Source organism: Streptomyces yangpuensis (assembly GCF_001005295.1).
Lineage (GTDB): Bacteria > Actinomycetota > Actinomycetes > Streptomycetales > Streptomycetaceae > Streptomyces > Streptomyces yangpuensis.
The window spans coordinates 474100-491757 of record NZ_LBMK01000004.1 but is presented as its reverse complement, the minus strand read 5'-3'; the positions used below and the strand labels follow the sequence as shown (position 1 = coordinate 491757).

Below are 17658 nucleotides of genomic sequence, written 5' to 3'. Positions count from 1 at the left end.
GATGGCCCGCGCCACCCCCCGCGCCACCCTCCCCGCCACCCCGGGCCGGCGCCCGCCGAGCAGGCCTCCTGTCATACCAGAGGAGGAGGCGCGCCCGCCCGCCGTCAGTCTCGAGTGGGCCCGCGAACAGGCACGGCGGCTGATCCGCGGCGTGTAAGGGCCGGGTGAGGATGGAGGAGTCCCGCACAACAGACCGAGGAGCAGTCCTGTGACCACCATGAACCACGCCCCGCGCACCGCCCAGGCCGTGGCCGCCCGCGCCACCGGCCTCTCCAAGGTGTACGGCCAGGGCGAGACCCAGGTGGTCGCCCTGGACAACGTCTCCGTGGACTTCGGCCAGGGACAGTTCACCGCGATCATGGGCCCCTCGGGCTCCGGCAAGTCCACCCTGATGCACTGCGTCGCCGGCCTGGACACCTTCTCCGCCGGCTCGGTCCGCATCGGCGAGACCGAACTGGGCTCCCTCAAGGACAAGCAGCTCACGCAGCTGCGCCGGGACAAGATCGGCTTCATCTTCCAGGCGTTCAACCTGCTGCCGACCCTGACGGCCCTGGAGAACATCACGCTCCCCATGGACATCGCCGGCCGCAAGCCCGACCAGCAGTGGCTGGACACCGTCGTGAACATGGTCGGTCTCTCCGGCCGCCTGGGCCACCGGCCCACCCAGCTCTCCGGCGGCCAGCAGCAGCGCGTGGCCGTCGCCCGCGCCCTGGCCTCCCGCCCCGAGATCATCTTCGGTGACGAGCCGACCGGAAACCTGGACTCCCGCTCCGGCGCCGAGGTCCTCGGCTTCCTGCGCAACTCCGTCCGCGAGCTCGGCCAGACCGTCGTGATGGTCACCCACGACCCGGTCGCCGCCTCCTACGCGGACCGCGTCATCTTCCTCGCCGACGGCCGGATCGTCGACGAGATGCTCAGCCCCACCGCCGACGGCGTGCTGGACCGCATGAAGGCCTTCGACGCCAAGGGCCGCACCAGCTGATCCCGGGCCCCCGCCCCAGGCCGCCCTCTCCCAGACTTCCAGCCCCAGGACTGAGATCTCCCATGTTCCGTACCGCCCTGCGCAACGTCCTCGCGCACAAGGCCCGGCTGTTGATGACGGTGCTCGCCGTCACCCTCGGCGTCGCCTTCGTATCCGGCACCCTCGTCTTCACCGACACCCTCAAGAAGTCCCTCTCCGGCCAGTCCGCCAAGAGCTACGAGGGCGTCGCCGTCTCGGTCACCTCCTACGGCCAGGGCCGCAACGAGGAGGGCCAGAAGGAGGGCGAGCCCGGCCTCGGCCAGCAGACCCTCGACAGGATCAAGGCGCTCCCGGGCGTCGACACCGTCTCCGGCAGCGTCTCGGGCTTCGCCGGAGTCGGCGACGAGAACGGCAAGCTGATCGGCTCCGGCTGGTCCAACAAGGGCGGCAACTTCACCCCCGTCAAGGACGGCAAGGACCCGCGCTACACCTTCACCCAGGGCGCCGGCCCGGCCAGGGCCGACGAGGTCGCCCTCGACAGGGCCACCGCCGACGCGGGCACGTACAAGGTCGGCGACAAGGTGCGCGTCGCCACCAACGGCCCGGTCAAGGAGTACACCCTCGCCGGCGTCTTCACGACCGAGGACGGCGCCGTGCAGGCCGGCGGCAGCCTGGTCCTCTTCGAGACCAAGGTCGCCCAGGAGCTGTACCTCAAGCCCGGCTACTTCCAGGAGCTGTCGGTCGCCGCGAAGAACGGCACCTCCCCCGACAAGCTGCTCGCCGACATCAAGCCGCTGCTCGACAGCAAGACGACCAAGGCGCAGACCGGCACGGCGCTCGCCGCGGAGCAGGCCAAGCAGATCGAGAAGGGCCTCAGCAACCTCAGCACGATGCTGCTCGTCTTCGCCGGCATCTCGCTCTTCGTCGGCATCTTCCTGATCTACAACACCTTCACCATGCTGGTCACCCAGCGCACCAAGGAGCTGGCCCTGCTGCGCGCCGTCGGCGCCAACCGCGGCCAGGTCATGCGCTCGGTGCTCACCGAGGCCCTCGTCGTCGGCTTCCTGTCGGCCGCCGTCGGCCTGCTCGGCGGCATCGGCCTCGCCCTCGGGATCCGCTCCGTCATCGGCTCCCTCGGTGCCAAGCTGCCGGGCGGCGCCCCCGTGATCGCCCCGGGCACCGTGATCGCCGCCTTCGTCATCGGCGTCGTCGTCACCACCGTCGCCGCCCTGCTGCCGGCCTGGCGCACCGGCCGGATCGCACCCGTGGCCGCCATGGGCAGCGCCCACCTGCCGGCCTCCTCGAAGTCCCTGCTCCTGCGCAACATCCTCGGCTCGGTCATCAGCCTCGGTGGCATCGGCCTGGTCTTCCTGGGCGTGTCCAAGGGCGGCGGCACCGGCCGCATGATCATGGGCGGCGGCGCCTTCTTCATGCTGATCGGCATGATCGTGCTGCTGCCGCTGCTCTCGAAGCCGGTCATCGGCGCGGTCCGCCCGCTGCTGCAGAAGGTGTTCGGCGTCCCCGGCAAGCTCGCCGCGCAGAACGCCGTCCGCAACCCGCGCCGCACCGCCGTCACGGCCGCCTCCCTCGCGATCGGCCTGACCCTCGTCACCACGCTGTCCGTGCTCGGCATCACCGTCGGCAAGGTCGTCGACCGCATGAGCACCGAGAAGCTCAAGGCCGACTACCGGGTCTCGATGTCCGCCGACGCGGGCAGCCTCGACAAGTCCGTGGCCGAGACCCTGGCCAAGGCCCCCGGCATCAAGGCGGTCTCCCCGCAGTCGGCCGGCTACTTCCTGGTCGACGGCGACTTCCGGGCCGCCTCCGGCGTCAACCCGGCCACCATCGGCCGGCTCCTCAACATCGAGGTCCTCAGCGGCTCGCTCGACGCGCTCGGCAAGGGCGACGTCGCGGTCGCCGAGAAGACCGCCACGAAGCAGAAGTTCACCGTCGGCACCACGATCAAGCTGACGTACGACGACGGCCGGGAAGCGTCGGTGAAGGTCGGTGCGATCTTCAAGGACATGGAGGGCCTGCTCTCCCCCTACGTCATCGACGACAAGATCCTCAGCGAGCACAGCGAGGAGATGTACATCCCCGAGGTGTACGTCAACGTCGACGGCGGGGCCTCCAAGGCCGCCCAGCAGAAGGTCGTCGACGCCCTCGGCAAGAACCCGGCCATCACCGTCGCCACCCAGCAGGACATGCGCAACGAGATGGGCGGCATGATCAACACGATGCTGAACATCATGTACGGCCTGCTCGGCATGGCGCTGGTCATCTCGGTGCTCGGCGTGGTCAACACCCTGGCCATGTCCGTCTTCGAGCGGACCCAGGAGATCGGCATGCTGCGCGCCATCGGCCTCGACCGCAGCCGGGTCAAGAACATGATCCGCCTCGAAGCCGTGGTGATCTCCCTCTTCGGAGCCGCCCTCGGTGTCGCCATCGGCATCTTCCTCGCCTGGGCCGTCGGCTCCACGCTGGCGAAGTCCATGCCCGGCTACGAGCTGATCCTCCCGTGGGACCGGATCGGGATCTTCCTCCTGCTGGCCGCCGTGGTCGGCGTCCTGGCCGCCATGTGGCCGGCCCGCAGCGCCGCCCGTCTGAACATGCTGACCGCCATCAAGACCGAGTAACGGACCGCGTCACGCGGAAGGCGGAACGATTCACTGAAGGGCTCCGGGGCGACATGCCCCGGAGCCCTTCCCGTCGTCCGCGCAGGATCGATTACGCCGGCTGCGCGCCCCAGGTCCGCAGCCGCAGCGGCAGCCCGGCGTCCCCGCGCGCCGCGGACCGCACCGCGAGCACCTGGTTGACCCCGAGGCGGCCCCGCTCGAAGCCGAGCGCGGAGGCCGCCATGTAGAGCTGCCAGACCCGGGCCCGGCCCGCCGAGGTGAGGGCCACCACCTCGTCCCAGTGCTCCTCCAGCCGGGCCACCCAGGCCCGCAGGGTCAGGGCGTAGTGCTCGCGCAGCGCCTCCACGTCGCGGACCTCGAAGCCGGCCCGTTCCAGTTCACCGACCGTGGTGCCGACCGGGGAGAGCTCGCCGTCGGGGAAGACGTAGGCGTCGATGAACTCGTCCACCCGGTAGGCCGATTCGTCGGCCTCCGGCGGGCGGGCGATCTGGTGGTTGAGCAGCAGACCGCCGGGGCGCAGCAGGCCGTGCAGGGTGCGGGCGTAGTCGCGGTAGCGGTCGGCTCCGACGTGTTCGGCCATCCCGATGGAGGAAATGGCGTCGTAGGGGCCGTCCTTGACGTCCCGGTAGTCCTGGATGCGGATCTCGACCAGATCGGCCAGGCCCTCGTCCGCGGCCCTCTTGCGGGCGTACACGGCCTGTTCGCGCGAGAGCGTGACCCCGGTGACGCGGGCGCCGTACTCACGGGCCGCGTGCAGGGCCATGGAGCCCCAGCCGCAGCCGACGTCGAGGAGCCGGTTCCCGGGCTCCAGGGCGAGTTTGCGGCAGACCAGGTCGAGTTTGTCGTGCTGGGCCCGCTCCAGGGTCGAGCCGGGGGTCCAGTAGGCGCAGGAGTACACCATGGAGGGGCCGAGGACCCGCTCGTAGAAGTCGTTGCCGACGTCGTAGTGGTGGCTGATGGCCTGCCGGTCGCGGCCCCTGGTGTGCCGGGGGCCACCGCGCCGGGCCGCCTCCTCGTCGGGCGGCGCGGGCGCCGGCCACGGCCTGGCGAGGGCGACGAGGTCCCGTACGGCGCCCCGCGCGTCCGCGTCGCGCAGCAGCTCGGCAGTGGCAGCGGCGGTGGTCGCGGCGGCCGCGAGCGCCCGGGGCAGGCGCGGGCGCAGCGTGCCGAGGCGGGAGGTGGGCGGGGTGGGCGCCGGCCGCCGGTCCCGGTCCCAGAGCAGGCCGGACACCCGGTCCAGCAGCTCGAAGAGGTCGCCCTCGACGGTCAGGTCACCGGCCACCCAGGCCCGGGCCAGACCCAGCTCTCCGGGCTTCCACAGCATCCGGCGCAGGGCCCGGCGGCCCCGGACGACGAGGACGGGGCCGCCGGGCGGCCCGGCCTCGGTCCCGTCCCACGCGCGGATGCGCACGGGCAGGGGGCCGCCCAGCAGGGTCTCGGCAAGAGCGGCCAGCCGCGGAGCGGCGTCGGTCATGGCGCACCTCCACAAAGTTCCGACCCATCCGTCTACCCATCCGCGGCCCCGGGTACGCCGAAGGGGCCGCCCGCACCACGGATGGCGGGCGGCCCCTTCGGGGTCGTACCTTCGACCGGCTCAGCGGCCGGTCTCCCGACGCAGGGTCAGGAGGCCTTGGCCTTCTCGGCCGGGGCAGCGGCGGCGGCCGGGGCCGGCGCCGGCTTGGCGGCCTCGTAGAACTCCTCGCGCGGCGTCTCCAGCGCGCCGAGGGAGACGACCTCGCGCTTGAGGAACATACCGAGGGTCCAGTCGGCGAAGACGCGGATCTTGCGGTTCCAGGTCGGCATGGCCATGCCGTGGTAGCCACGGTGCATGTACCAGGCGAGCCGGCCCTTGAGCTTGATCTTCATCTTGCCCATGACGATCATCGCGACGCCCTTGTGGACACCGAGACCCGCCACAGCACCCTTGTTGGAGTGCGAGTACTCGGTCTGCGGGAAGCCCCGCATGCCCGAGATGACGTTGTCGCCGAGGACCTTGGCCTGGCGCAGCGCGTGCTGGGCGTTCGGCGGGCACCAGGCGTTCTCGACGCCGGCCCGGCGGGAGGCCATGTCCGGAACCTGGGCGTTGTCGCCGGCGGTCCAGATGTAGTCGGTGCCCTTGACCTGGAGGGTCGGCTCGGCGTCGACGTGGCCGCGCGGGCCCAGCGGGAGGCCGAAGCGGGCCAGGGCCGGGTTCGGCTTGACGCCGGCGGTCCAGACGATGGTGTTGGAGTCGACCTCGAGGCCGTTCTTCAGCACCACGTGGCCGTCCACGCAGGAGTCCATGGAGGTGTTGAGGTAGATCTCGATGCCGCGGGACTCGAGGTGCTCCTTGCCCCAGGTGCCGAGCTTGGGCCCGACCTCGGGGAGGATCTTGTCGGCCGCGTCGACCAGGATGAAGCGCATGTCCTCGCGCTTGATCGTGGAGTAGTACTTCGCGGCGTCGCGGGCCATGTCCTCGACCTCGCCGATCGTCTCGGCGCCGGCGAAGCCGCCGCCGACGAAGACGAAGGTGAGGGCCTTGCGGCGGACGTCCTCGTCCGTCGTGGACTCGGCCTTGTCGAGCTGCTCGAGTACGTGGTTGCGCAGGCCGATGCCCTCCTCGACACCCTTCATGCCGATGCCCTGCTCTGCGAGACCGGGGATCGGGAAGGTGCGGGAGACGGCGCCGAGCGCGATCACCAGGTAGTCGAAGGGCAGCTCGTACGCCTCGCCGACCAGCGGCGTGACGACGGCGACCTTGCGGTCCTGGTCGATGGTGGTGACCCGGCCGGTGAGAACCTCAGCCTTGGGCAGCACGCGTCGCAGCGGGACGACGACGTGCCGCGGCGAGATGCTGCCTGCGGCCACTTCGGGGAGGAAGGGCTGGTAGGTCATGTACGAGCGCGGGTCGACGACCGTGACGGTCGCCTCGCCGTAGCGCATCTTCTTCATGATGCGCTTGGCTGCGTACAGGCCTACGTACCCACCTCCTACAACGAGGATCCTGGGACGCTCCGTGGTGCTCATGAGAACGAGTATCCAGCACCCAATGGGGTGTTGCTCGTGAGCCCCTTCACAAGGAGACGGAGGGCCTCTGCTACACTCCGCCGCCCACGTGACGGACGTCATGAAGCACGACGGGAACCAAGGGGCATCGGGAGTCGTTGTTCACCCGTCCTGAACTGGCCTCCAAGGCCTGAACCGGAGTAGACCACCGGGTTTCGTCCTTACCTCCGAGGCCGGCCGCGTCGCGTCCGTGGATCGCACGAACGCGCGACAAAAGGGGCCTCGGGCCCTCCGCAAGGCCCCGAAGGACCCTTCCTGTGCCCCGGCAGGCACCTTTTCCTTGTGAAGAACTTCACGAACTTTTTCTGGATCTTGGTCCCGAAGGGCCTTCACACCCTGGTTCGAAGGTCGTTCGGCCGGTGGACCAGGTGATTGCACCGGTCATTGCGGGCATGACCCGGAACGACGACGGGGGTTCCGGCGGCCGAGCCGGCCGCGGAACCCCCGTCGTCCCGACGGACCGGCCCGTCACACGGTGGCGCCCGCCACGCTCCAGGCGATGCCGTCGAGGATGTCGTGCTCGGAGACCACGACCTCCGAGGCGCCGATGCGCTCCATGATCGCCAGCAGGACCAGTGCGCCCGCGCCGATCACGTCGACCCGGCCCGGGTGCATCACGGGGATCGCCGCGCGCTCGTCGTGCGTGGCCGTCAGCATCCGCTCGGTGATCGCGCGGACCTGCTCGTAGGAGATCCGGGAGTGGTGGATCTCCGACGACCGGTACTCGGACAGCCCCAGGGCGATCCCGGCGATCGTGGTCACCGAGCCCGCCAGACCGACCAGGGTGCGCGCCTCGGCCAGTGGGACGGTCTCGGACGCCAGGTCCAGCGCGGCCTCGATGTCGGCCCGGACAGCCGCGATCTGCTCCTCGGCCGGCGGGTCGGTGACCACGCCGTCCACCACCAGGTGGCGCTCGGTCATCCGGACGCAGCCCACGTCCACGGAGCGGGCGGCCCGGACGTGGTCGTCGCCGACCACGAACTCGGTCGAGCCGCCGCCGATGTCGACCACCAGGAAGGGCCGCTCCAGGTGCTGGTGCGCGGTCAGTTCCCTGGTGGCGCCGGTGAAGGAGAACTCGGCCTCCTGGTCGCCGGAGATCACCTCGGGCTCGACGCCCAGGATCTCCACGACACCGCGGACGAAGTCGTCCCGGTTCTCGGCGTCACGGGAGGCCGAGGTCGCCACGAAGCGCACCCGCTCCGCGCCGAGCTCCTTGATGACCGCCGCGTACTCGCGGCAGGCGGCGAAGGTGCGCTCCAGCGCCTCCGGGGCCAGGCGCCCGGTCCGGTCCACGCCCTGGCCGAGCCGGACGATGGTCATCCGCCGGTCGAGCTCGACCAGGTCGCCGGTGGCGGGGTCGCAGTCCGCCACGAGCAGCCGGATGGAGTTCGTACCGCAGTCGATGCCCGCGACCCGGGTCACCGGGACTCCTCGTCCTGCGTCCCGGCCTTCGTCTCGTCCTGCGTCGCGTCCTTCTTGTCACCGCACGGCGTCACGCAGGCGCCCTTGGCCCACCACTCGGGCAGCATCGCGAGGGCCTCGTCGCCGAACGGGTTGACGCCGGGGCCGGCCGCCAGCGAGTGGCCGACGAGCACGTGCAGGCACTTGACCCGGTCCGGCATGCCGCCGGCGCTCGGGAAGCCCTGGAGCACCTCGATGGCGTCGCGGCGCCGGATGTAGTCCTCGTGCGCGGCCTGGTAGGCGGCGGCGAGCTCCGGGTCCTCGGCGAGCCGGGCCTGCATCTCCTTCATCACGCCGTTGGCCTCCAGCGTGCCGATGGCGGAGGCCGCGCGCGGGCACGTCAGGTAGTACAGCGTCGGGAAGGGGGTGCCGTCGGGGAGCCGCGGCGCGGTCTCCACCACGTCGGGCTGGCCGCAGGGGCAGCGGTGCGCGATGGCGCGCAGCCCGCGCGGCGGGCGGCCGAGCTGCTGCTCGAACGCCTCGATGTCCGCGTCGGTCGGCTCGGTCCGGTCGGTCTGGGGCGGGGGCGTCTGCATGCCTGGAGGAAGTCTCTTCGTTCTCGTGGATGGGTGCTGCGGTACTAGTCGTTCGGGCGGTCGGCCTTGTCGACGCCGTCCCAGACGTTCGAGTACCAGGGGCGGTCGGAGCCGGCCTGGCCGGTCCGGTGCGGCTCCGGCGGCCGTGCCCCGGGGTCGCTCATGATGTAGCCGACCTCCCCCGGGCGCAGGAAGTGCAGGTGCTTGCGCGCCTGCTGCTCCGCGTACGCGTCGTCCTGCCAGCGGGCCTTCTCGTCGCGGAGCCGCTCCAGGCGGTCCCGCGCCGCCGCGGCGGCCCGCTGCTGCGCCGCGATCTCCGAGCGCTGGGAGACGTACTGGCGCATCGGATACGCGAGGGCGACGACCAGCGTACAGAGCACGAGCACCAGGAGCGCGGCCCTGCCGGTGAGGCGGCTGCGGCGCACCTGACGGCGCGTCTGCGAGCGGTAGACGTGGGCCGCGGTCCGCTCACCGAGCTGCTTGAGCCGCGTCGCGGTGGAGAAGGTGGAGAACCGATCCCGGTTCCCGGCCATTGGTCCGCCTCCCCTTCGGTACGCACTACGCAATACGTCCCCGCACACGGTACGGGACCGAGTGCGGGGACGTACGGAGGCTGAGCGTGATTAGCCCTTGAAGCGCGGGAAGGCGCTGCGGCCCGCGTACACCGCGGCGTCGTCGAGGATCTCCTCGATGCGCAGCAGCTGGTTGTACTTGGCGACGCGGTCCGAGCGGGCCGGGGCGCCGGTCTTGATCTGACCGCAGTTCACGGCGACGGCGAGGTCGGCGATGGTGACGTCCTCGGTCTCGCCGGAGCGGTGCGACATCATGCACTTGAAGCCGTTGCGCTGGGCCATCTCGACGGCGTCGAGGGTCTCGGTCAGCGAACCGATCTGGTTCACCTTCACGAGGAGGGCGTTCGCGGAGCCCTCCTCGATGCCGCGGGCCAGGCGCTCGGGGTTGGTGACGAAGAGGTCGTCGCCGACGATCTGGACCTTGGCGCCCAGGCGGTCGGTGATGGTCTTCCAGCCGGCCCAGTCGTCCTCGAACAGCGGGTCCTCGATGGAGACCAGCGGGTACGCCTCGACGAGCTCGGCGTAGTAGTCGGTCATCTCGGCGGCCGAGCGGGACTGGCCCTCGAACTCGTACTTGCCGTCCTTGTAGAACTCGGACGCGGCGACGTCGAGCGCGAGCGCGATGTCCTTGCCCGGGGTGTAGCCGGCCTGCTTGATGGCCTCGATGATGAGGTCGAGCGCGGCGCGGTTGGACTCCAGGTTCGGGGCGAAGCCGCCCTCGTCACCGAGACCGGTGGACAGGCCCTTGGTGTGCAGGACCTTCTTGAGGGTGTGGTAGACCTCGGCACCCCAGCGCAGCGCCTCGGAGAAGGACTCCGCGCCGATCGGGGCGATCATGAACTCCTGGATGTCCACGTTGGAGTCGGCGTGCGACCCACCGTTGAGGATGTTCATCATCGGAACGGGCAGCAGGTGCGCGTTCGGGCCGCCGAGGTAGCGGAAGAGCGGGAGGTCCGAGGCCTCGGACGCGGCGTGCGCGACGGCGAGGGAGACGCCGAGGATGGCGTTGGCGCCGAGCGAGCCCTTGTTGTCGGTGGCGTCGAGGTCGAACATGGCCTGGTCGATCAGGCGCTGCTCGGTGGCGTCGTAGCCGACGAGCTCCGGGCCGATCTGCTCGATGACGGCCAGGACGGCCTTCTCGACGCCCTTGCCCATGTAACGGTCGGGGTCACCGTCACGCAGCTCGATGGCCTCGAATGCACCGGTGGAGGCGCCGGACGGAACAGCAGCACGGCCGGTGCTGCCGTCGTCGAGGCCCACCTCGACCTCGACCGTGGGGTTGCCTCGGGAGTCCAGGATTTCCCGGGCTACGACGACGTCGATGGACGGCACGAGCATCTCCTTCTGGGATGTGACGCTGGGTGTGCGGTGGCGTGTCAGGCCGTGGGATGGCCTTGCCGCCTAGAGCCTAACCGGCTTCGGGGGTTCGACCGGCCGACCGCCCGACCCCTGGGACGAAAAAGGGACCGAATACCCCTCTTCCGGGACATACGGCCCTTGATCATCGGCCTTGGAGGGGCCCACGCGCCCGCACACACCGCCGCCCGGCGCGTGGGGGGAAGGGGCGCCGGGCGGTGGGAATTCTGCGTCTTGCGTACGCTTTTGCGGCTATTGCCGCGGCGTTCAGCTGAGCTTCAGCTTCTGGCCGGGGTAGATCAGGTCGGCGTCCGACACGATGTCCTTGTTCAGCTCGAAGAGCTGCTGCCAGCCGCCCTTGACCCCGTTGGCCTCGGCGATGGTGCCCAGGGTGTCGCCGGACTTGACCTCGTAGGAGCCGTTGCCGGTCTTCGGCGCGGCCGGAGCCTCGGTGCGCTCGGAGCGGGTGGTCGGGGCCTCGGCGCGCTTGGTCTCCTTCTTCGGCGCGGCCTTGGTCTCGGTCTTCTTCGTCTCGGCCTTCTTCTCGGTCTTCTTCGTCTCGGCCTTCGGCTTGGTGGAGGCCGGGGTCTCGGTGGAGCCGCCACCGGTGTACGAGGAGTTCGACAGGCCCTTGCCGCAGTGCGGCCACGCGCCCTTGCCCTGCTTCTTGAGGACCTTCTCGGCCACGGCTATCTGCTGCGCCTTCGAGGCCTGGTTGGCCTGCGGGGCGTACGACTTGCCGCCGAACGCGGCCCAGGTGGAGGACGAGAACTGCAGTCCGCCGTAGTAGCCGTTGCCCGTGTTGATGGACCAGTTGCCACCGGACTCGCACTGCGCGACCTTGTCCCACTCGGACGCGGTGGCGGCGCTGGCGGCGCCCGCGGTCATCAGGGGGGCGGCGACAGCCACACCGGCGACACCGGCGAGCGTGACGATGCGAACGGCCTTGGAACCGCGACGGTGCTTGCCCTTGCCGGAAAGCAGCATGAGGTTTCTCCTCACCGACGCCTACGAGGTGAGCTGTCGGGTTCGGGCCTGTGAGTGCCCGGCGGTGCGGCCTAGCGCACCACTTAACCCCAAGCCGCTTCCCGGCCGTCTCCCAACGGCCGCTCGCGGCACCTACCTTGGTTCCCCCGCTCCTGCCTTCGGCGCTTGACGCGACGACTGTTCCCCCCGTCCGCCGGCAGGATTCGGCGATGCGGTCGAAGGAGCCCGCGGTGGCGGGCGACTCAGAAGGTAGACAGGTCTCTCCCCGATGTTCAACGAGGAACATCGGGGAGAAACGGCCCCTACTTGCGCTCTCCGCAGGGGTGTTTGCGCAGGTGAGAACGGGGTTTGCGGAAGCCCCCGGGCGGGACACGCCAGTTGACCTGAAGAGACACATGTCTCACTTGCAGAAAACAGACAATCAGGTCTTTCCGGACGAACCAACTGCCCTTATTGCACGGTTAGATCCAGATTCTGGCCAGGCTTGATCAGGTTGGCGTCATTGCCGATGACCTGCTCATTGGCCGCGTAGAGGCCGCTCCAGCCGCCCTTCACGCCCTTGGCAACCGCGATGGTCGCCAGGCTGTCGCCCGCCTGCACCGTGTAGACGGGGGCCGGCGCGGCACCGGACGGCGAGCCCTCCTCGGCGGACGGCGCACCACGGTGCTTGCCGTTGCCCTCGGCAGGAGTGGCACCCGGGGTGGACGGGGCCGCCGGGGTGGCCCCGGGCGCCGCGGGCGCCGCCGGGTCCGCCGGGGACGGACTCGGGCTGCCCGGCGGGGTCGTGGGCGCTGTCGGGTCCGCCGGGAGGACCGGAACCGTCGGGTCGGCGGGAGTGACCGGCGGGGTCGTCGGGTCGGCCGGGGTGACCGGCGCGGTCGGGGTGGTCGGCGGCGTCGTCGGGACGTCGGGCGCCGGCATGACGGGCAGTCCGACGGACGGCGCGTCGGGAATGAGGAAGGGGGAGCCGGTGGGGCTCGGGGTCTCCTCGGTCGAGAGCCCGAAGTCCGTCGGCTTCCTGCCGCCCTTGTCGGAGGGCACGACGTCGTCGGGGCGGGACGGCGCGGGGCCGACCGCCTGGGGGCTGCCCGGCAGACCCGGGTCGACCACGGCGGCCGGACCCTGCTGGTCCAGTCCGGCCGAGGCCGCGCACAGCGGCCAGGCCTGCGGGCCCTGGGAGGCCAGCACGCGCTCGGCCACGGCTATCTGCTGCGAGCGGCTCGCGAGGTCGGCCCGCTCGGCGAAGTCCAGACCGCCGGCGTTCTGCCATTCCTCCTGGGTGAACTGGAGCCCGCCGTAAGCGCCACTGCCGAAGTTCGCGCTCCACGAGCCGCCGCTCTCGCACTCGGCAACCTTGTCCCATGTGGCGGTGTCGGCAGCGCTCGCGCTGGTGGCGGCCAGCAGCGGCATGGCCAGTGCGGAGCCAGTGACTCCGGCTGTGACAACCAGCGCGGGGACCTGGCGGGGGCGTCTGTGACGGCCGTTCCCGGAGAGCATGAGGGATCACCTTTCGCATAACAGCCTGGTAACGGCAGAACCTAGCGGCCTTCGAACGATTGTCACAAGTTCAAGCGGAATCTGACTTTTAATCAGATGTTGAGGAAGTGTTTTGAGCCGTGAAGCGAACGGGAAGAGTACGTAGCCCTCGCATGATCAACCCCCCACGCCAGCGCAGGTCTTGGGCCGGAACGGCGAGTTCCAGATCAGGCAGGCGGGTCAGCAGGGTCGCGAGGGCGGTCTGTCCTTCGAGCCGGGCGAGCGGCGCGCCCAGGCAGTAGTGGATGCCGTGCCCGTACCCCAGATGCTGGTTGTCGGTCCGGGAGAGGTCGAGGGTGTCCGGATCGGCGAACCGTGCGGGGTCCCGGTCGGCGGCCGCGAGGACGACCAGGACCGGGTCGCCGGTCTCGATCCGCTCGCCGCCGAGGGTCAGCGGCTCGGTGGCGAAGCGCCACGTCGCCAGCTCCACGGGCCCGTCGTAGCGCAGGAGTTCCTCCACGCCGGTGGCCAGCAGTCCGCTCTCACCGGCGGCCAGGGAGGCCTGCAGGCGCTCACGCTGGACGGGGTTCATGAAGAGGGAGTGGACGCCGTTGCCGATGAGGTTCACGGTGGTCTCGAAGCCGGCGAAGAGCAGGATGAAGGCCATCGCGGTGGCCTCGCCCTCCGTCAGGTGGTCACCGTGGTCGCTCGCCCGGATCAGGTCGGAGATCAGGTCGTCGCCCAGATCATCCCTTTTGCGATGGATGAGTTCACCGAGGTAGGTCCGCATCTGCTTCACCGACCGGGCGACCCCGCCGCGCGGCCCGCCGCCGTGGCGGATCATCATGCCGGCCCAGTCGCGGAAGTCGTCCTGGTCCTCCCGCGGTACTCCGAGCATCTCGCAGATGGCGTAGATGGGGAGCGGGAAGGCGAACTCGTGGATGAGGTCCGCCTCACCCCGCCCCGCGAAGGCGTCGATCAGGTGGTCGGTGAGCGCCTGCACCCGCGGGGTGAACTCGGCGACCCTGCGCGGGGTGAACGCCTTCGACACCAGGCGCCGCAGCCGGGTGTGGTCCGGCGGGTCGATGTTCAGCAGATGCGTCATCAGCTCCGCCTTGCGCTCCCCCGGGATCCCGGTCTTGCCCTTGGCGTGCGCGGGCTCCGCGTGGTGCGCCGGATTCTTGCTGAGCCGCTGGTCGGCGAGGGCCTGGCGGGCGTCCGCGTAGCGCGTGACCAGCCAGGCCTCGACCCCGCTGGGGAGCCGGGTGCGGTGCACCGGGGCGTTCTCGCGCAGCCACGCGTAGGCCGGATAGGGGTCGGTCGCGAACTCCCACGTGAAGAGTTCGGGCGCCGCGCCGACGGAGGGAGTGGACGACTGATCGTGCATGTCCCCGACAGTAACCGCCGCGCACCGGCGGACCCGCGCGGGCCGCGGCCCGCCGATCCCTCATCCGATATGACTGCTTGGTCGCGGCTGTCCGCAGATCGGACAACGCTTGACCTCGCACCGTCCGGCACTCCTACTTTCGGATGTGTGGACGTGAGGATCTTGAAAAGCAGTTTCGCGGTGGTGGAGAGAAGGGCCGAACACGCGGTCAAGTTCTTCTACTCACACCTCTTCTGGCACAACCCCGGAGTCCGTGACCTCTTCCCGGTCTCCTCCGAGGACATGGAACGCCAGCGGGACCGGCTCTTCGCCGCGCTCACCCACGTCGTCTCCCGCCTCGACGACGACGCCGGCATCCGCCCCTACCTGCACGGCCTCGGGCGCGACCACCGCAAGTTCCTGGTCCGCCCCGAGCACTACGCGGTCGTGGGCTCCAGCCTGCTCGCCGCACTCGCCGCGACCTCCGGCGACGCCTGGACCCCGCAGGTGGAGAAGGCCTGGACCGAGGCCTACCAGGTGATCGCCGACGCGATGCTCGCCGGGGCCGACGCGAGCGAGGACCCGCCGTGGTGGGACGCGGAGGTCGTACGCCACCTCCAGTACGGGCAGGACATCGGCGTGCTGACCCTGCGGCCGCACGCCCCCTTCCCCTATCTCCCCGGCCAGTACACGAGCGTGAGCAGCGAGCGGGTCCCCCGCACCTGGCGCACGTATTCCATCGGCAACGCCCCTCGCCCCGACGGCACCGTCGACCTGCACGTCAGCCGGATCGACCGCGGGCGGCTCAGCACCGCCCTGGTCCGCGAGACGCAGCCCGGCGAGGTCCTCAGGCTCGGCGCCGCGGGCGGGCAGCTGACCTTCCGCCGCTCGGACCGCCCGGTCAGCCTGATCGCCGCCGGCACCGGCTGGGCCCCGATCCGCGCCCTGCTGGAGGAACTCGCGGACCGGCCGCCCGACCAGGACGTACGGCTCTTCGTGGTGGCCCGGGACGGCGCGCACCTCTACGACCGCCCGCTCATCGACGCCTACGGCACCTCCTGCGGGTGGCTCGACGTCACCTACATCACGCCCGCCCCCGGCCGGCACCGCAACGAGGCCACCGACCGGCTCGCGACGGCCCTGAGCAACCGGGGCCTGTGGCCCGACCAGGACGTCTACCTCAGCGGGCCGGCGCAGTTCATCGACGAGACCGCGCGTCTCCTGGAGGAACTCGGCGCCCGCCCGGCCCGGCTCTTCCACGACTCCATACCCGCCGGGGGTCCCGGCCACGAACAGCCGGGCCGTCCGCTGGGCTTCGGCGAATGGTTCCTGAACCGCCCGGCACCGCACTGGCACAACCCCTCCGCCCGCGCCCCGAAGGAGTACTGAGAGGACGAGGGCCCGGGGGGCCGGGGGGCCGGGGAAGCTACCGCGCGGGCGCCCCGAGGCCCTCGGCCGCCCGGATCGCGTCCCGGTAGACGCGGGCCGCCGCGCGCAGCGCGGTCTCGGGGTCGACGCCCTGCGCCTCGGCGCGCGCCGCCAGCTCCAGCAGCTCGTACCCGATGCCGTCGCCGCGCGGCAGCTCCACGGCCACCGCGCCCGCGCGGGCCCGGCCCGCGAGCTTGGCCGCGAGCGCCAGGCCCGGCTGGCCCACCGGGATCCCGTCGGTGACGGACTCCCGCCGCTTCTCCACCGCCTTGGTGCGCTGCCAGTGCGCGTGGACGTCCTCCGGGGTCTCGGCCTCGGCGTCGCCGAATACGTGCGGGTGCCGGTGGATCAGCTTCTCCACCAGGGCCCCCGCCACGTCGTCGATGGAGAACGCCCCGAGGGCCGCCTCGCCGGCGTCCTCCTCGTCACCGTCCTCCGCCTCGGCGCCGTCCGGGAGGCCCTCCTCGGCGATCCGGGCGTGGAAGACCACCTGGAGCAGGACGTCGCCGAGCTCCTCGCGCAGCTCCTCCCGGTCCCCGTCCTCGATCGCCTCGACGAGCTCGTACGCCTCCTCGATCGCGTACTTGGCCAGGCCCCGGTGGGTCTGCCGGGAGGTCCACGGGCATTCGCGGCGGACCCGGTCCATGACCTGGACCAGGTCGAGCAGGCGGGCGCCCGGCAGGTCGTAGGAACCGGGGAGCAGCTCCAGGTCGGGCATGGAGACCCGGCCGGAGCCGGCCAGCCGTGCCAGCCCGTCGGTGAGCCGCTGGTCGCCCTCCCCGCCAGGGAGCACCACGACCGTACGGCCGCCCGCGCAGGCCTCCACCAGCGCGTGCGCGTCCGGGGCCGTGTGCTCGACCGCGACGCCCGCCTCCCGCAGGTACGGCAGCTGCGGGTGGCCGGGGTCGGCGCACAGCACCCGGTCCGCGGCGTGCAGGATCTGCCACGCCGGCCAGGACAGCACCCCGGGGGCGACCCGGTGGCTGGTGGTCAGCAGGACGATACGGCCGGTGGGCTCGGCCGGGACGGTGGGCTGGGAGTGGTCGGTCACCCTCCGAACCTACCTCCGCCGCAGGACCTCAGGCTCCGGCGGGTTGCTGCTCGGGCCGGGTCCGCTGGGTGATCCAGGGGGTCTCCACCGGGCCGAGGCCGACCTGCTTGGCGTCCCAGGCCCCGTAGCGCGGGTTCACCTCGATGTCGAGGGCGTCCGACGCCTTGGTGAGCGGCTCGATGATCCGGTCCTCGCCGAAGCGCTCGCTCAGCTTGTCGAGCAGCAGCCGGAAGCGCAGGTCCTCGTCGATCTGCCCGGGCGCCAGCGGGACGCGGGCCTGGAGGGCCATCTGCTCCAGCGCCGCCGCGCCCCTGTCGCCCTCCTGCGCCCTGCGGGCGTCCTCGATCTCCTTGGTCGTGACGGAAAGGCCCGCGTCCTCGGCCGCCCGCTCCAGCACCCGCAGCTGGATCATCTTGCCGAGCTTGATCCTCTCCAGCTGCGGGGTGTTGGCGATGAGGGTCGCGGCCTGCTCGGACCGGTTCTGGGCGGTGCGGACGTCGTTCACCTGGGCCTGGAGCGCGGAGGTGGTGATCCGTTCACCGCCGACGACGGCCGCGGTGCCGGGCCGGGTCTCGCCCGAGCAGGCGGACAGCAGGGGCGCCGCCACGAGCAGGGCGGCGGAGACGGAGAGCGCAGTGCGACGGTGCAAAGGAGCCTCCAGGGCCGGGAGATTGTGCGTCAATGCACAAGGGCCGTGCGGTGATCGATGGTATGCAGTAAGGGTGGCCCGGGCCACCGCTTCGACCAACGATTCGCAGGGTGTCCGGGGTACGTGTCTGTTCG

Annotated in this window: 14 protein-coding genes and 1 riboswitch; of the genes, 3 read left to right on the top strand and 11 right to left on the bottom strand. The window is 71.1% G+C overall.

Annotated features, from left to right (window positions below):
• Positions 1–208 precede the first annotated feature (208 nt).
• Positions 209–982 carry an ABC transporter ATP-binding protein gene (locus tag AAT21_RS23625; RefSeq protein WP_046778925.1) on the top strand — a complete coding sequence of 258 codons (774 nt, stop codon included), beginning with the start codon at positions 209–211 and terminating at the stop codon, positions 980–982.
• Positions 983–1044: 62 nt separating this feature from the next.
• Positions 1045–3597: an ABC transporter permease gene (locus AAT21_RS23620; RefSeq protein ID WP_046778924.1), complete on the top strand. Its 2553-nt coding sequence runs from the start codon at positions 1045–1047 to the stop codon at positions 3595–3597.
• 91 nt (positions 3598–3688) lie between these two features.
• On the opposite strand, the gene AAT21_RS23615 is transcribed toward AAT21_RS23620, so the two are convergent.
• The 9 genes from AAT21_RS23615 to AAT21_RS23575 form a co-directional block, all read right to left on the bottom strand.
• Positions 3689–5071, bottom strand: a complete 1383-nt coding sequence (locus AAT21_RS23615) for an SAM-dependent methyltransferase (protein ID WP_046778923.1) — start codon at positions 5069–5071, stop codon at positions 3689–3691.
• A gap of 146 nt (positions 5072–5217) precedes the next feature.
• Positions 5218–6603 (bottom strand): NAD(P)/FAD-dependent oxidoreductase, encoded by a 1386-nt coding sequence (locus AAT21_RS23610; RefSeq protein WP_046778922.1) that lies wholly within the window; start codon positions 6601–6603, stop codon positions 5218–5220.
• Positions 6604–7110: 507 nt separating this feature from the next.
• Positions 7111–8064 carry a Ppx/GppA phosphatase family protein gene (locus tag AAT21_RS23605; RefSeq protein ID WP_046778921.1) on the bottom strand — a complete coding sequence of 318 codons (954 nt, stop codon included), beginning with the start codon at positions 8062–8064 and terminating at the stop codon, positions 7111–7113.
• Positions 8061–8639 (bottom strand): DUF501 domain-containing protein, encoded by a 579-nt coding sequence (locus AAT21_RS23600; protein WP_046778920.1) that lies wholly within the window; start codon positions 8637–8639, stop codon positions 8061–8063. The genes AAT21_RS23605 and AAT21_RS23600 overlap by 4 nt, the downstream gene beginning before the upstream one ends.
• A 44-nt stretch (positions 8640–8683) precedes the next feature.
• Positions 8684–9172 (bottom strand): FtsB family cell division protein, encoded by a 489-nt coding sequence (locus AAT21_RS23595; RefSeq protein ID WP_046778919.1) that lies wholly within the window; start codon positions 9170–9172, stop codon positions 8684–8686.
• A gap of 90 nt (positions 9173–9262) precedes the next feature.
• A complete protein-coding gene (gene eno, locus AAT21_RS23590; protein WP_046778918.1) occupies positions 9263–10549 on the bottom strand; it encodes a phosphopyruvate hydratase in 1287 nt (428 codons plus the stop codon).
• A gap of 285 nt (positions 10550–10834) precedes the next feature.
• A complete protein-coding gene (locus tag AAT21_RS23585; protein ID WP_046778917.1) occupies positions 10835–11554 on the bottom strand; it encodes a LysM peptidoglycan-binding domain-containing protein in 720 nt (239 codons plus the stop codon).
• A 3-nt stretch (positions 11555–11557) separates the two neighbouring features.
• Positions 11558–11728: riboswitch (cyclic di-AMP (ydaO/yuaA leader) on the bottom strand.
• Positions 11729–12004: 276 nt separating this feature from the next.
• A complete protein-coding gene (locus AAT21_RS23580) occupies positions 12005–13051 on the bottom strand; it encodes a LysM peptidoglycan-binding domain-containing protein (protein ID WP_046778916.1) in 1047 nt (348 codons plus the stop codon).
• A gap of 88 nt (positions 13052–13139) precedes the next feature.
• The gene (locus AAT21_RS23575) at positions 13140–14417 is read right to left on the bottom strand and encodes a cytochrome P450 family protein (RefSeq protein ID WP_046778915.1); all 1278 of its coding nucleotides are present in this window, start codon (positions 14415–14417) and stop codon (positions 13140–13142) included.
• A 153-nt stretch (positions 14418–14570) separates the two neighbouring features.
• On the opposite strand from AAT21_RS23575, the gene AAT21_RS23570 reads away from it, so the two are divergent.
• Complete coding sequence (locus AAT21_RS23570) at positions 14571–15785, top strand: globin domain-containing protein (protein ID WP_235439136.1); 1215 nt, start codon at positions 14571–14573, stop codon at positions 15783–15785.
• 37 nt (positions 15786–15822) lie between these two features.
• Here AAT21_RS23570 and AAT21_RS23565 read toward each other — a convergent pair whose 3' ends face one another.
• Together AAT21_RS23565 and AAT21_RS23560 are read right to left on the bottom strand one after the other, a co-directional pair.
• On the bottom strand, positions 15823–16875 hold the full coding sequence (locus tag AAT21_RS23565) for a nucleoside triphosphate pyrophosphohydrolase (RefSeq protein ID WP_046778914.1): 1053 nt from the start codon (positions 16873–16875) through the stop codon (positions 15823–15825).
• A 28-nt stretch (positions 16876–16903) separates the two neighbouring features.
• Positions 16904–17524 (bottom strand): SurA N-terminal domain-containing protein, encoded by a 621-nt coding sequence (locus AAT21_RS23560; protein WP_046778913.1) that lies wholly within the window; start codon positions 17522–17524, stop codon positions 16904–16906.
• Between the last annotated feature and the right edge of the window lie 134 nt (positions 17525–17658).

What these genes read in the sequence shown, in the direction of transcription:
- AAT21_RS23620 (WP_046778924.1), top strand. Translation starts at nt 1,045, where the DNA reads ATGTTCCGTACCGCCCTGCGCAACGTCCTCGCGCACAAGGCCCGGCTG.
- AAT21_RS23615 (WP_046778923.1), bottom strand. Translation starts at nt 5,071, where the DNA reads ATGACCGACGCCGCTCCGCGGCTGGCCGCTCTTGCCGAGACCCTGCTG.
- AAT21_RS23610 (WP_046778922.1), bottom strand. Translation starts at nt 6,603, where the DNA reads ATGAGCACCACGGAGCGTCCCAGGATCCTCGTTGTAGGAGGTGGGTAC.
- AAT21_RS23600 (WP_046778920.1), bottom strand. Translation starts at nt 8,639, where the DNA reads ATGCAGACGCCCCCGCCCCAGACCGACCGGACCGAGCCGACCGACGCG.
- AAT21_RS23595 (WP_046778919.1), bottom strand. Translation starts at nt 9,172, where the DNA reads ATGGCCGGGAACCGGGATCGGTTCTCCACCTTCTCCACCGCGACGCGG.
- eno (WP_046778918.1), bottom strand. Translation starts at nt 10,549, where the DNA reads ATGCTCGTGCCGTCCATCGACGTCGTCGTAGCCCGGGAAATCCTGGAC.
- AAT21_RS23585 (WP_046778917.1), bottom strand. Translation starts at nt 11,554, where the DNA reads ATGCTGCTTTCCGGCAAGGGCAAGCACCGTCGCGGTTCCAAGGCCGTT.
- AAT21_RS23580 (WP_046778916.1), bottom strand. Translation starts at nt 13,051, where the DNA reads ATGCTCTCCGGGAACGGCCGTCACAGACGCCCCCGCCAGGTCCCCGCG.
- AAT21_RS23575 (WP_046778915.1), bottom strand. Translation starts at nt 14,417, where the DNA reads ATGCACGATCAGTCGTCCACTCCCTCCGTCGGCGCGGCGCCCGAACTC.